The organism is Pseudomonas sp. BR20 (assembly GCF_050780135.1).
Classification (GTDB): Bacteria; Pseudomonadota; Gammaproteobacteria; order Pseudomonadales; family Pseudomonadaceae; genus Aquipseudomonas.
The window spans coordinates 6,561,980-6,574,402 of record NZ_CP172012.1 but is presented as its reverse complement, the minus strand read 5'-3'; the positions used below and the strand labels follow the sequence as shown (position 1 = coordinate 6,574,402).

The following is a 12,423-nucleotide window of genomic DNA, read 5'->3' as shown; positions in this document are numbered from 1 at the left end:
CAATGTTTGCGTGTTGGTTCACGTTATCGCAGAATGCGCGGGTTTTAAGCTTGACACCGCTGCAACGGACTACTGTGGAACGTTGTTAACATCGTGTACGAGGTGCCTGAAGGGGGGCAATCGATGCAACGTAAACCGGATTTACTATGGATATTGGTGATTTTGTTTGGTCTGGGCGTCGTGACCACCGGGTATGCGCAAAGCTTGTGGTCGAACAAGACCGATGCGCCCGTTGAGCTTGCTCAACAGCAGCAGCAACCGTTCAAGCGTTAACCCTTCTTCAAGACGCCGCTGATCCCAGTGGCGTCTGTGCGATATACCATCCCTTGTCAGTCACTGTGCCAGCCAACGGCACATCCCAGCTCGCCTGCACCAGTCGTTCGACTTTCTGACATTCATGGGCCAGGCCCAGTAGCGTCGGCTTGCGCCAACGCTGGCGGCGGGACAGGTAAGCGAGGCTGCGATCATAGAAGCCGCCGCCCATGCCCAGGCGTCCACCTGTTTCGTCGAACCCCACCAATGGCAAGAACACCAGGTCCAGCGCCCACACCTCGCGTTGCCGGCTGATATTTACCTGCGGCTCAAGAATGCGAAACCGGTTGGGCCGCAGCTTTTCCCCCGGTCGCACGCGTTGGAACACCATCTTGGTCCGTGGCCAGGCGCTGAGTACCGGCAGATAGGTGGCCTTGCCCCGGCGCTGAGCCGCACGCAGCAGCAGGCGCGGATCGATTTCACCGTCCGTCGGTAGATATAAGGAAATGTGTTTGGCACGGCGAAACAGCGGGTGCTGAGCCAGTTGCCGATACAGGCCGTGGGCAGCCTGGCGCTGCTGGCTCGGCGTGAGGGCACGGCGGGCGTTGCGCAACATGCGTCGAAGTTGCGGACGGGAAGGCGGCGCAGGTTCGGTCATGATTTCAGCTCATAAAACAATGCCAGTCATCGAGACTGGCATTGAGTTTGGTATTCAGGCTCCCCGACAGCGCCGCTGTCGACTCAGCCCTTGAACCCGAAAGTTCAAGGTGGAAGAAGCAGTAGGCTTTAAGGCTTTCCGTCTAGCGGACATGCACACCAGCCCAACGTGCAACTTCCAGGGTAGTGCGAATCGGCTCCGGGACATCGCCGACTGGCAAGCACGCCAGGGAGTGGGGCGAGTATACCTTAAACAGTCGCAGCAATCAGCCCTTGGGAGCTTCCGAATCGCTGGAAAGCACCAGATCCACACGTTCGAGCAGGTCACGCACCTGTTCGCGCGTCGAGCCGCTGGCCTGCACGTCAGGGCGCTCCTGCTTATGCAGCAGGTCGTGGGTAATGTTCAACGCGGCCATCACGGCAATGCGGTCGGCACCGATGACTTTGCCGCTGCTGCGGATTTCACGCATCTTGCCATCCAGGTAGCGGGCGGCGCTCACCAGGTTGTTGCGCTCTTCCTGGGGGCAGATGATCGAATATTCTTTGTCGAGGATCTGCACGGTGACGCTATTGCTTGAACTCATGAGTCTTGCTCCAGGGCCTTCAGGCGCGAAATCATCGATTCGACCTTACGCCGGGCGATTTCGTTTTTTTCAATGAGGTGAGCGCGTTCCTCGCGCCAGGTCTTTTCCTGAGCTAATAGGAGTCCGTTTTGACTCTTAAGTTGCTCGACCCGAGTAATTAGCAGTTCGAGTCTGGCCATCAGCGCTTGCAGGTCGGTGTCTTCCATTGGGTTCCACTGGATTTGTCTGATGAATGGCAACTGCAGGATAAACGATCTGACGCCCTCGATAGTCTTGGTACGTCTGCCGGTGCTAGGATACAGCGCTCCATTCTAGACATTGCGCCGTCTGGCGCCTAGCTCACCATGCCCATTCAGAACTCCCCGTACGATGCTTTTTCCAAACTGCTGAGCACCAGCGGTCATCCTTGCTCGCCTGCCGAACTGCACGGCGTGTTGCTCGGCCGCAGTTGCACCGGTGTTGGCTTTGATGCCGACAATTGGCTGGCCGATGTGGCCGAACTGCTGGAAACCGAACCGACCGACAACGTGCGTAACGCGCTGATCGGCCTGCAAGAGATAGTCAAGGGCGAACTGACCGGTGATGACGTCACCGTGGTCCTGCTGCTGCCGACCGACGACGCGCCGCTCACCGAACGCGCCGCCGCGCTGGGCCAGTGGTGCCAGGGTTTCCTCCACGGTTTTGGCGTGAACGCCGGCGGCCTCGAGTTGAGCACCGACGCCAAGGAAGTGCTGCAGGACCTGGCAGCCATCTCCCAGGTGCAAGATGCCCTGGAAGAGTCCGAAGACGGTGAAGGCGACTACATGGAAGTCATGGAATACCTGCGCGTCGCGCCGCTGTTGCTGTTCACCGAGACCAAAAAGTCCGCTGAGCCTGCTGCCCCCAAGCCTTCGCTGCATTAAAAGAGAAAGGAAGCCCATCTGCCCATGATCCATATCCCCAAAGCGGAATACACCCGGCGCCGCAGGGCGCTCATGGCGCAGATGGAACCCAACAGCATCGCGATCCTGCCGGCCGCCGCCGTGGCCATCCGCAATCGCGATGTGGAGCACGTCTATCGTCAGGACAGCGACTTCCAGTACCTGAGCGGTTTCCCCGAACCGGAAGCGGTGATCGTGCTGATGCCCGGCCGTCAGCATGGCGAGTACGTGTTGTTCTGCCGCGAGCGTAACGCCGAACGCGAATTGTGGGACGGCCTGCGCGCCGGTACCGAAGGCGCGATTCGCGAATACGGCGCCGACGATGCCTTCCCCATCACTGATATCGACGACATCCTGCCCGGCCTGATTGAAGGCCGCGATCGGGTGTATTCAGCCATGGGCAGTAACGCCGAATTCGATCGGCACTTGATGGAGTGGATCAACGTCATCCGCTCTAAAGCGCACCTTGGCGCCCAGCCACCGAACGAATTTGTTGCCCTGGATCATCTGCTCCACGACATGCGCCTGTATAAATCGGCGGCGGAAGTGAAGGTGATGCGCGAGGCTGCGCGAATTTCCTGCGCGGCCCATGTGAAGGCGATGCAGGCCAGCCGCGCCGGCTTGCATGAGTTCAGCCTGGAAGCCGAGCTGGACTACGAATTCCGCAAGGGCGGCGCAAAGATGCCGGCCTATGGCTCTATCGTCGCCACCGGGCGCAACAGCTGCATCCTGCATTACCAGCAGAATGACGCCGTGCTCAAGGACGGCGACCTGGTGCTGATCGATGCCGGTTGCGAAATCGACTGCTACGCCAGCGACATCACGCGCACCTGGCCGGTCAACGGCAAGTTTTCAGCGGAGCAGAAGGCGATCTATGAAATCGTGCTGGCTTCCCAGGAGGCGGCCTTTGCCGAGATCGCGCCGAACAAACATTGGAACCAGGCCCATGAGGCGACAGTGCGGGTCATCACCGCCGGGCTGGTGAAGCTGGGGTTGCTGAAGGGTGACGTCGATGAACTGATCGCCAGTGAAGCCTACAAACCCTTCTATATGCACCGCGCCGGCCATTGGCTGGGGATGGATGTGCATGACGTGGGCGAGTACAAGGTGGGCGGCGAATGGCGTGTGCTGGAAGTTGGCATGGCATTGACCGTGGAGCCGGGCATTTATATCTCGCCGGATAACCAGGCCGTCGCGAAAAAATGGCGTGGCATTGGCGTACGCATCGAGGACGACGTAGTGGTGACCAAGCAAGGCTGTGAAATTCTGACCGGCGGCGCCCCCAAGGGCGTCGCCGAAATCGAAGCCCTGATGGCGGCCGCCCGATGAGTCGGGTCAACCTGGCAATTATCGGCGGCGGCCTGGTGGGCGCGAGCCTGGCGCTGGCGTTGCAGACCGGGGCCAAGGTGCGTGGATGGAAAATCGTGCTGATCGAACCCTTCGCGCCCGGCGACAGCTACCAGCCGAGCTACGATGCGCGGTCTTCGGCGCTGTCCTACGGCGCCCGGCAGATTTATCAGCGCCTGGGCCTGTGGCAACAAATCTCGCGCCGCGCCGAACCGATCAAGCAGATCCATGTGTCGGACCGTGGGCGCTTCTCCACCGCGCGGTTGTCCGCCATGGAAGAGGGCGTGCCGGCCCTCGGTTACGTGGTGGAAAACGCCTGGCTTGGCCAATGCCTGTGGCAAGGCCTGGACAAGGACGTGGTGAGCTGGCGTTGCCCGGCGGAAGTCACCCGCATGGAGCCGCTGCCCGATGGCTACCGCCTGACCCTCAACGATGAAACCGTGCTGGAATGCGACCTCGCGGTGCTGGCCGACGGCGGCCGCTCCGGCCTGCGTGAGCAACTGGGCATTGGCGTGAAAACCCGCCCGTACAACCAGAGCGCGCTGATCGCCAACATCACCCCGAGCGAGGCCCACAACGGCGAAGCGTTCGAGCGTTTCACCGATGAAGGCCCGATGGCCCTGCTGCCGCTGCCGGACAACCGCTGCGCCCTGGTGTGGACCCGTATCGGCATGGACGCACAGCGCCTGGCCAACCTTGATGAGCGCAGCTTCTTGAGTGAATTGCAGGGCGTGTTCGGCTACCGCCTGGGCACCCTCAAGCAAGTGGGCGCCCGTCATTTGTATCCGTTGACCCTGGTGGAAGCCGAAGAACAAGTGCGCTCGCACCTGGCGATCCTCGGTAATGCCGCCCACAGCCTGCACCCGATTGCCGGGCAGGGGTTCAACCTGTCCCTGCGTGATGCGCACGCTTTGGCCGAGGCCTTGCTGGCCGGGCCGGCGGTACCGGGAGACCTGGCGACGTTGCAAGCTTATCGCGAGCGCCAGCGCATGGATCAGAAGTTGACCGTGGGTTTCTCCGACCAGGTCACGCGGCTGTTTGGCAGTGCGCAACCATTGGTCGCCCTGGGCCGCAATATGGGCCTGCTGGGCCTGGATTTGTTGCCGCCGGCCAAGCGTTGGTTCGCCCGTCAGGCCATGGGCCTGGGCACCCGTCCCGATGCGTGAGACTTATCAATCCTTTTACGTGCGGCGCAAGCCGCCAGCGAGACAGGCTTAAAGCATGGACATGCGCGCAGATGTGCTGATTGTCGGGGCCGGAATGGTCGGAAGCGCCCTGGCGCTGGCGTTGCAGGGCAGTGGCCTGCAGGTGCTGCTGCTGGACGGCAGCCCGCTGAGCGTCAAACCCTTCGACCGCGAGGCGGCCTTCGAACCGCGTGTAAGCGCTTTGTCGGCTGCCAGCCAGCGCATCCTCGAGCGCCTCGGTGTGTGGGATGGCATCGTTGAACGACGCGCCAGCCCTTACGGCGAGATGCAGGTGTGGGACGGCAGCGGGACCGGGCAGATCCACTTTTCGGCGGCCAGTGTGCATGCCGAAGTGCTCGGGCATATCGTCGAGAACCGTGTGGTCCAGGATGCCTTGCTCGACCGTCTGCACGACTGCGACCTGGGCCTGCTGGCGAACGCGCGCCTGGAGCAGATGCGTCGCTCCGGCGATGACTGGCTGCTGACCCTGGCCGATGGCCGCACATTGCGCGCGCCGCTGGTGGTGGCCGCCGATGGTGCCAACTCCGCCGTGCGCCGCCTGACCGGCACCGCGACCCGTGAATGGGACTACCTGCATAACGCCATCGTTACCAGCGTGCGCAGCAGCCAGCCGCACCAGCGCACGGCCTGGCAACGCTTTACCGACACCGGCCCGCTGGCGTTTTTGCCGCTGGTGCGGGACGGGCAGGAGGATTGGTGCTCGATCGTCTGGTCGACTACGCCGGCCGAATCCGAACGCCTGATGGCATTGGATGATGAAGGCTTCTGCCGTGAGCTGGAGCGCGCCTTTGAAGGGCGCCTTGGCAGCGTGATCAGCGCCGATCCGCGCGTTTGCGTGCCTTTGCGCCAGCGCCACGCCAAACGCTATGTGGCCGAGGGCCTGGCGTTGATCGGCGACGCGGCCCACGTCATCCACCCATTGGCCGGGCAGGGCGTCAACCTGGGGTTCCTCGATGCGGCGGTGCTGGCCGAAGTGTTGTTGTCGGCCACCGAACGCGGTGAACGCCTGGCCGATGTGAAGGTGCTCAGCCGTTACGAGCGCCGACGCATGCCGCATAACCTGGCCCTGATGGCGGCGATGGAAGGCTTTGAGCGCTTGTTCCAGGCCGATCAACTGCCGCTGCGCTGGTTGCGTAATGCCGGGCTGAAGATGGTCGACCAGATGCCCGAAGCCAAGGCCGTGTTTGTGCGCCAGGCCCTCGGGTTGACCGGGGATCTGCCGGAGCTGGCCAAGCCCTGACAGGTCGGCGCAACATTTGGTAACGCCTCAGTCGAGCGTTACCAAATGTGAGTCCCTATCATTTGCGCCTACTTTGCAAATGAGAGACCGCACCCATGTTGGCACCCAAGCGCCTCCTGACTGCCCTGGCACTCACCCTGATCGGCAGCACCACCGTGCAGGCCGCCGACGAAGTGGTGGTCTACTCCTCGCGCATCGACGAACTGATCAAGCCGGTGTTCGACGCCTACACCCAAAAGACCGGTGTACAGGTGAAGTTCATCACCGACAAGGAAGCCCCGCTGATGCAGCGCATCAAGGCCGAGGGCGAAAACGCCACCGCCGACCTGCTGCTCACCGTGGATGCCGGCAACCTCTGGCAGGCCGAGCAAATGGGCATCCTGCAACCCTTCACCTCCCCGGTGATCGACAAGAACATTCCCCTGCAGTACCGCTCTTCGGCTCACGCCTGGACCGGCTTGAGCCTGCGTGCGCGGACCATCGCGTATTCCACCGACCGGGTCAAACCGGGTGACCTGACCACCTACGAAGCCCTGGCCGACAAACAGTGGGAAGGCCGCCTTTGCCTGCGCACGGCGAAAAAGGTCTACAACCAATCGCTGACCGCCACCCTGATCGAAACCCACGGTGCGGCCAAGACCGAAGAAATCGTCAAGGGGTGGGTGAATAACCTGTCCACCGACGTGTTCTCCGATGACATCGCGGTGCTGGAGGCGATCAACGCCGGGCAGTGCGACGTGGGTATCGTCAACACCTACTACTACGGCCGCCTGCACAAACAGAAGCCGGACCTGGCGGTGAAGCTGTTCTGGCCGAACCAAGGCGACCGTGGCGTGCATGTGAACCTGTCGGGCATCGGCTTGACCAAGCACGCGCCACACCCGGAAGCCGCCAAGGCGCTGGTGGAGTGGATGACCACGCCTGAGGCGCAGAAGATCTTTGCCGATGTGAACCAGGAGTTCCCGGCCAACCCGGCGGTACCGCCGTCGGCTGAAGTGGCGACCTGGGGTAAATTCGTGGCGGATACATTGCCGGTGGAAGTGGCGGGCAAGCGGCAGGCTGAAGCCATTCGCCTGATGGATCGGGCGGGCTGGAACTAAGTACAATTTGTAGGACGCCGCAGGTCAAAATGTGGGAGGGGCGGTGCGACGATTCGACTTGAATCGTCGCACCGCCCCTCCCACATTGAATTGTTGTGATTTGAAGATATTCATTATTGAGAACCAACCCTTGGCCCACCCCGCCCAACGCCGCTGGTACCTGCCGGTCTTCACCGTCGCCGCCCTGGTGCTGCTGCCGCTGAGCGTACTGTTGCTGTCCTGGCAAAGCATCGACGTGCAAATCTGGTCCCACCTCTGGGAAACCCAGATGCCCCGCCTGCTGGGCAACACCCTCACCTTGGTGCTGGGGGTCGGCGTCGGTGTAACCCTGTTGGGCGTAAGCCTGGCCTGGCTCACCAGCCTCTGCGAATTCCCCGGCCGGCGCTGGCTTGACTGGGCGTTGATGCTGCCCTTTGCCATTCCCGCCTATGTGCTGGCCTTCGTGTTTGTCGGCCTGTTGGATTTTTCGGGCCCCGTGCAGACCCTGCTGCGGGAATGGTTCGGTACCGGCTTGCGCCTGCCACGGGTGCGCTCCACCAGCGGCGTGATCATCGTGCTGGTGCTGGTGTTCTATCCCTATGTGTACCTGCTGGCGCGCAGCGCATTCCTCGCCCAGGGCAAGGGCTTGATGGAGGCGGCGCGGGTGCTGGGGCAGTCACCCTTGCGGGCGTTCTGGCATGTGGCCCTGCCCATGGCGCGGCCGGCGATAGGGGCCGGGGTGGCGTTGGCACTGATGGAGACCCTGGCGGACTTCGGTGCGGTTTCGGTGTTCAACTTCGATACCTTCACCACCGCCATCTATAAGACCTGGTACGGCTTTTTCAGCCTGTCCAGCGCGGCCCAACTGGCCAGCCTGTTACTGCTGGTGGTGATGCTGGTGCTGTACGGCGAGCGGCGTGCCCGGGGCGCCAGCCGGTCCAGCAACGAGCGTCCCCGGGGTAAGGCGCTGTACCACTTGAAGGGGATCAAAGCGGTAGCGGCCAGTGGGTGGTGTGGCCTGGTGTTCGCCTGCGCCTTTGTCATCCCGGTGCTGCAACTGGTGGTCTGGTTCTGGCAGCGTGGACGGTTCGATCTGGATGAGCGCTATTCGGGCCTGATCGTCCACACCCTTTACCTGGGCGGCATTGCGGCGCTGATCACGGTCAGCGTGGCGCTGGTACTGGCCTTCGCCAACCGTCTGGCACCGACCCGGACGATTCGCTCCGGTATCAGCCTGGCCAATGTCGGCTATGCCTTGCCGGGCTCGGTGCTGGCGGTGTCGATCATGCTGGCGTTCAGTTACCTGGACCGTGAGCTGGTGGTGCCGCTGTCCGGCTGGCTCGGAGGGGCGGGCAAGCCATTGTTGCTGGGCAGTCTGTCGGCGCTGGTGCTGGCGTATCTGGTGCGCTTTCTGGCCGTGGCCTACGGGCCGCTGGAAAACAGCCTGGCGCGCATCCGCCCTTCGTTGCCGGAAGTTGCGCGTAGTTTGGGCGTGAGTGGGCCGCGACTGTTTTGCAAAGTGTATCTACCGCTGTTGCTACCCGGCACCCTGAGTGCAGCACTGCTGGTGTTCGTAGACGTGCTCAAGGAAATGCCCGCGACCCTGCTGATGCGCCCGTTCGGCTGGGACACCCTGGCGGTGCGGATCTTTGAAATGACCAGCGAAGGCGAGTGGGCGCGGGCTTCTCTGCCAGCGTTGACACTGGTGCTGGTGGGGCTACTGCCGGTCATCGGGCTGATCCGACGCTCCGCCCGCCCCATCGGTTAGGTGCCAGTCCTACGGCTTGCGGCTACAATGCGCGGCATTCGGTGCGCTCCGTCCTTCGGATCGAGTCGCTGTACGTCGCCGCAGGCCTTGTAATTCAAGGTGTCCGGCACGGGCAACGGCCTGCGCACCTTCGCCAAGCCCGGAAGGAGAAACCCATGGGACAGCGTACGCCTCTGTATGACCTGCATCTCGCCCTCGGCGCGAAAATGGTCGATTTTGGCGGTTGGGATATGCCTTTGCATTACGGCTCGCAAGTTGAGGAGCACCATCAGGTGCGGCGCGACTGCGGGGTGTTCGATGTATCTCATATGACCGTGATCGATATCACCGGCCCCCAGGCCAAGGAATGGCTCCAGTACCTGCTGGCCAATGATGTCGAGCGTTTGCACGGCTGTGGCCGTGCGTTGTACAGCGCCATGCTCAACGAGCAGGGTGGCGTGGTAGACGACATGATTGTCTACCGCACCGAGGCCGGGTACCGGCTGGTGGTCAACGCCGCCACCCGAGACCAGGACATGGCCTGGATTCAGGCGCAACTTGGCAGCTATCAAGTGCAACTGCATGAGCGGCCCGAGTTGGCCATGCTCGCCATTCAAGGTCCCCACGCCCGGCAGAAGATTGCCGAGTTGGTCACCCAGTCTCGCGGCACCCTGATCCACCAGCTCAAGCCCTTTGAAGGGCATGCCGACGGTGATTGGTTTATCGCGCGCACGGGTTACACCGGCGAAGACGGCCTGGAAATTGTCCTGCCTGCCGATCAGGCGCCGGGTTTTTTCAACGACCTGGTAGGTGCGGGTATTTCACCTATAGGCCTCGGCGCGCGGGACACCCTGCGGCTGGAAGCCGGCATGAACCTGTATGGCCAGGACATCCACCAGAACGTTTCGCCCCTGGCGGCCAACATGGCCTGGAGCATTGCCTGGGAACCTGCCGAGCGCAATTTCATCGGGCGTGCGGCGCTGGAAGCAGAGCTGGCCGCCGGTGTGCAGTTCAAACTGGTCGGGCTGGTACTGGAAGAACGTGGGGTTTTACGCGCTCACCAGGTGGTTCGTATCGCCAATGTTGGCGAAGGGGAGATCACCAGTGGTAGTTTCTCACCTACGCTGAGCAAATCCATTGCCCTGGCGCGTGTACCGACGGCGACTGCCGATCGGGCCGAAGTGGAAATCCGCGGTAAGTGGTACCCGGTTCGAGTGGTCAAACCGACCTTCGTGCGTCATGGCAAAACCTTGATCTAACTATTTCCGGCAGGCCAATGGCTGCTGACATTTCTTCTTGAGGACACAGACTATGAGCGATATCCCTGCCGACCTGCGTTTTGCCGAAAGTCACGAATGGGCGCGTCTGGAAGCTGACGGTACTGTCACCGTCGGGATCTCCGACCATGCACAGGAAGCTCTGGGTGATGTGGTGTTTGTTGAGTTGGCCGAAGTTGGCGCTACGTTTGAAGCCGAAGGCCAGGCGGGTGTGGTTGAGTCGGTGAAGGCCGCTTCGGATATCTACGCCCCGGTTGCCGGCGAAGTGATTGCCGTCAACGAAGAGCTGAGTGGTAGCCCTGAGTTGCTGAACTCCGACCCTTACGGCGCGTGGATCTTCAAGCTCAAGCCAAGCAACCCGGCTGATCTGGAAAAACTGCTGGATGCGGCTGGCTACAAAGCGGCCATCGGCGAGTAAACGCAAGACCCATGTGGGAGGGAGCAAGCTCCCTCCCACATTCAATCGTCGGGAGCCGTGAGTGTTCAGTTCGCTTTCAGGACTGCCTTTACCGCCGCCACCGACCGCTCCACATCTGCCTCTGTCATTGCCGTAAACATCGGCAACGACACGATCAAACGTCCAACCTTTTCCGCTACCGGGAACATACCTTCCTTGAATCCCTGTGCCCGATAAAGGCTCAGCAGGTGAATAGGCGGGTAGTGATAGCCAATGCCAACACCTTGTGCCTGCATTTTCTCCATGAAGGTCGCGCGGGCGGGCAGGCCGTCCTGGCGCTCCGGCAGCACCAACTGGAACAGGTGCCAGTTGCTGTTTTCGAAGTCGACCGGCGGCAGTTGCGCGCCGTACTTTTCCTCGAAATCATGGCCGAAACATTTGAAGTAGTGCTGTGCCAGGTGCTGGCGATGGGCGGTGATCTTCTCGATGTGGGCAAACTGCCCCAGGCCGATGGCGGCGGCGATGTCGGTCATGTTGAACTTGCCGCCCAGTACATCCACGTCGAGGCCGTCGAAGCCGGTGCGGGTGACGCCCTGCAGGCGGTATTTTTCTGCCAGGCGGGCTTCTTCGGCATTGTTCAACACCAGGCAGCCGCCCTCGGAAGAGGTGATGTTCTTGTTGGCCTGGAAGCTGAACGATACAAAGTCCCCGGTAGCGCCGATGCGTTCGCCATCCCAGCTGGAACCCAGGGCCTGGGCGGCGTCTTCGACGATGCGCAGGTTGTACTTGTTGGCCAGTGCGTACAGCATCGGCATGTCCAGGGGCAGGCCGGCCAGGTACACCGGGATGATCGCCTTGGTGCGCGGGGTGATTGCGGCTTCCACCTGGGCCAGGTCGATATTGCGCGTGATCGGATCGATATCAGCGAACACCGGTGTGGCCCCCACCTCCAGAATCACGTTGGCCGTGGCCACCCAGGAGATCGGTGTGGTGATGACTTCATCCCCAGGCCCGATACCGGCGATACGCAAGGCGATTTCCATGGTGCAGGTGCCAGAGTTGAACGTGCGCACCGGCCGGCCGCCAAAGTATTCCGACAGTTGCGCCTCGAAAGCCTGCACTTTCGGCCCGCTGGTGATCCAGCCCGAGCGCAGTACATCGCCGACCGCCGAGATGGTGGCTTCATCGATGGTAGGTTTGGAGAACGGCAGAAAGGGCTGTTGGCTCATAACGACGAAGGAGTCCGTTTCAGATTGGCGATGAGTAAGCGAGGGGTCAGTACCAGCATGGTGGCACGGTAAGACTGAATATAGCCTGTCGCCTGTGAATGAATCGTCACATTGCGGGCAAAAAAATGCCGCTTCAAAAGCGGCATTCTTCAGCGTGCGGGAATCAATCGGTAACAGCGTTCTTCGCGAGGATGGCGTTGGCCAGTTCCATATCCGTGGCCTGCAGGCCAGGGTTATCGGCGCGGACTTTCTGCATGGCGGCTTCCAGGTACGGTCCGCGGATGCCGCCGTCGCTGGCAACAAAGCTGCCCGCGTCGTCTTGTGCGGCAACCACCAGCTTGTGGTCCTTGAAGGTCAGGTACGTCGAGCCGGTAGTGGCGCCCGACGAAATGACATTGCGCCAGAAACTATCGGCCATGGCTGAACCGACAGGAAGGGAAAGCACAGCGAGGGTAGCGACAGCATATTTAAGACGCATGATGGGTGACT

The 12,423-nt window shown here is 61.7% G+C and carries 14 protein-coding genes and 1 other RNA gene; 9 read left to right on the top strand and 6 right to left on the bottom strand.

What is annotated here, in order from left to right:
- The first annotated feature begins 123 nt into the window (after window positions 1–123).
- Entirely contained in the window at window positions 124–273 is a 150-nt protein-coding gene (locus tag ACHPFG_RS30375; RefSeq protein WP_164299887.1) for a hypothetical protein, read from the top strand.
- A gap of 7 nt (window positions 274–280) precedes the next feature.
- Here the strand turns inward: ACHPFG_RS30375 and ACHPFG_RS30370 are convergent, their stop codons facing one another.
- The 4 genes from ACHPFG_RS30370 to ACHPFG_RS30355 all read right to left on the bottom strand — a co-directional run bounded on the left by ACHPFG_RS30370 (window position 281) and on the right by ACHPFG_RS30355 (window position 1,699).
- A complete protein-coding gene (locus tag ACHPFG_RS30370) occupies window positions 281–910 on the bottom strand; it encodes a 5-formyltetrahydrofolate cyclo-ligase (RefSeq protein ID WP_131697577.1) in 630 nt (209 codons plus the stop codon).
- 56 nt (window positions 911–966) lie between these two features.
- Window positions 967–1,145, bottom strand: a non-coding RNA gene (ssrS, locus tag ACHPFG_RS30365) — 6S RNA.
- Between the two features lie 30 nt (window positions 1,146–1,175).
- Window positions 1,176–1,493, bottom strand: a complete 318-nt coding sequence (locus ACHPFG_RS30360) for a cell division protein ZapA (protein ID WP_131697576.1) — start codon at window positions 1,491–1,493, stop codon at window positions 1,176–1,178.
- Window positions 1,490–1,699, bottom strand: a complete 210-nt coding sequence (locus ACHPFG_RS30355; RefSeq protein ID WP_007982902.1) for a TIGR02449 family protein — start codon at window positions 1,697–1,699, stop codon at window positions 1,490–1,492. Before ACHPFG_RS30355 ends, ACHPFG_RS30360 begins: the two co-directional genes overlap by 4 nt.
- Window positions 1,700–1,837: 138 nt before the next feature.
- Here ACHPFG_RS30355 and ACHPFG_RS30350 point away from each other — a divergent pair, with 138 nt between their 5' ends.
- From ACHPFG_RS30350 to gcvH, 8 genes are all read left to right on the top strand, one after another.
- Window positions 1,838–2,395, top strand: coding sequence for a YecA family protein (locus ACHPFG_RS30350; protein ID WP_431701240.1), 558 nt, complete (start codon window positions 1,838–1,840; stop codon window positions 2,393–2,395).
- Window positions 2,396–2,419: 24 nt separating this feature from the next.
- Complete coding sequence (gene pepP, locus ACHPFG_RS30345) at window positions 2,420–3,742, top strand: Xaa-Pro aminopeptidase (RefSeq protein ID WP_145337450.1); 1,323 nt, start codon at window positions 2,420–2,422, stop codon at window positions 3,740–3,742.
- Entirely contained in the window at window positions 3,739–4,926 is a 1,188-nt protein-coding gene (ubiH, locus tag ACHPFG_RS30340) for a 2-octaprenyl-6-methoxyphenyl hydroxylase (protein WP_431701239.1), read from the top strand. Before pepP ends, ubiH begins: the two co-directional genes overlap by 4 nt.
- A gap of 61 nt (window positions 4,927–4,987) precedes the next feature.
- Entirely contained in the window at window positions 4,988–6,205 is a 1,218-nt protein-coding gene (locus ACHPFG_RS30335) for a 2-octaprenyl-3-methyl-6-methoxy-1,4-benzoquinol hydroxylase (protein WP_167656808.1), read from the top strand.
- A gap of 95 nt (window positions 6,206–6,300) precedes the next feature.
- On the top strand, window positions 6,301–7,305 hold the full coding sequence (locus ACHPFG_RS30330) for an extracellular solute-binding protein (protein ID WP_053127831.1): 1,005 nt from the start codon (window positions 6,301–6,303) through the stop codon (window positions 7,303–7,305).
- Window positions 7,306–7,435: 130 nt separating this feature from the next.
- Window positions 7,436–9,052, top strand: a complete 1,617-nt coding sequence (locus tag ACHPFG_RS30325; protein ID WP_431701238.1) for an ABC transporter permease — start codon at window positions 7,436–7,438, stop codon at window positions 9,050–9,052.
- A 155-nt stretch (window positions 9,053–9,207) separates the two neighbouring features.
- Window positions 9,208–10,290: a glycine cleavage system aminomethyltransferase GcvT gene (gene gcvT / locus ACHPFG_RS30320; RefSeq protein ID WP_131697571.1), complete on the top strand. Its 1,083-nt coding sequence runs from the start codon at window positions 9,208–9,210 to the stop codon at window positions 10,288–10,290.
- A 52-nt stretch (window positions 10,291–10,342) separates the two neighbouring features.
- On the top strand, window positions 10,343–10,726 hold the full coding sequence (gene gcvH / locus ACHPFG_RS30315; protein WP_028618385.1) for a glycine cleavage system protein GcvH: 384 nt from the start codon (window positions 10,343–10,345) through the stop codon (window positions 10,724–10,726).
- Between the two features lie 65 nt (window positions 10,727–10,791).
- On the opposite strand, the gene ACHPFG_RS30310 is transcribed toward gcvH, so the two are convergent.
- Together ACHPFG_RS30310 and ACHPFG_RS30305 are read right to left on the bottom strand one after the other, a co-directional pair.
- Window positions 10,792–11,934 carry a DegT/DnrJ/EryC1/StrS family aminotransferase gene (locus ACHPFG_RS30310; protein ID WP_431701237.1) on the bottom strand — a complete coding sequence of 381 codons (1,143 nt, stop codon included), beginning with the start codon at window positions 11,932–11,934 and terminating at the stop codon, window positions 10,792–10,794.
- 163 nt (window positions 11,935–12,097) lie between these two features.
- Entirely contained in the window at window positions 12,098–12,412 is a 315-nt protein-coding gene (locus ACHPFG_RS30305) for a DUF2388 domain-containing protein (RefSeq protein WP_431701236.1), read from the bottom strand.
- Window positions 12,413–12,423 lie beyond the last annotated feature (11 nt).

Excerpts from the sequence above, each read along its gene's own strand:
- ACHPFG_RS30350 (WP_431701240.1), top strand. The coding sequence starts at position 1,838 with ATGCCCATTCAGAACTCCCCGTACGATGCTTTTTCCAAACTGCTGAGC.
- ACHPFG_RS30330 (WP_053127831.1), top strand. The coding sequence starts at position 6,301 with ATGTTGGCACCCAAGCGCCTCCTGACTGCCCTGGCACTCACCCTGATC.
- gcvT (WP_131697571.1), top strand. The coding sequence starts at position 9,208 with ATGGGACAGCGTACGCCTCTGTATGACCTGCATCTCGCCCTCGGCGCG.
- ACHPFG_RS30310 (WP_431701237.1), bottom strand. The coding sequence starts at position 11,934 with ATGAGCCAACAGCCCTTTCTGCCGTTCTCCAAACCTACCATCGATGAA.
- gcvH (WP_028618385.1), top strand. The coding sequence starts at position 10,343 with ATGAGCGATATCCCTGCCGACCTGCGTTTTGCCGAAAGTCACGAATGG.
- ACHPFG_RS30375 (WP_164299887.1), top strand. The coding sequence starts at position 124 with ATGCAACGTAAACCGGATTTACTATGGATATTGGTGATTTTGTTTGGT.
- ACHPFG_RS30360 (WP_131697576.1), bottom strand. The coding sequence starts at position 1,493 with ATGAGTTCAAGCAATAGCGTCACCGTGCAGATCCTCGACAAAGAATAT.
- ACHPFG_RS30370 (WP_131697577.1), bottom strand. The coding sequence starts at position 910 with ATGACCGAACCTGCGCCGCCTTCCCGTCCGCAACTTCGACGCATGTTG.
- ACHPFG_RS30305 (WP_431701236.1), bottom strand. The coding sequence starts at position 12,412 with ATGCGTCTTAAATATGCTGTCGCTACCCTCGCTGTGCTTTCCCTTCCT.
- ACHPFG_RS30355 (WP_007982902.1), bottom strand. The coding sequence starts at position 1,699 with ATGGAAGACACCGACCTGCAAGCGCTGATGGCCAGACTCGAACTGCTA.
- ACHPFG_RS30335 (WP_167656808.1), top strand. The coding sequence starts at position 4,988 with ATGCGCGCAGATGTGCTGATTGTCGGGGCCGGAATGGTCGGAAGCGCC.
- pepP (WP_145337450.1), top strand. The coding sequence starts at position 2,420 with ATGATCCATATCCCCAAAGCGGAATACACCCGGCGCCGCAGGGCGCTC.
- ubiH (WP_431701239.1), top strand. The coding sequence starts at position 3,739 with ATGAGTCGGGTCAACCTGGCAATTATCGGCGGCGGCCTGGTGGGCGCG.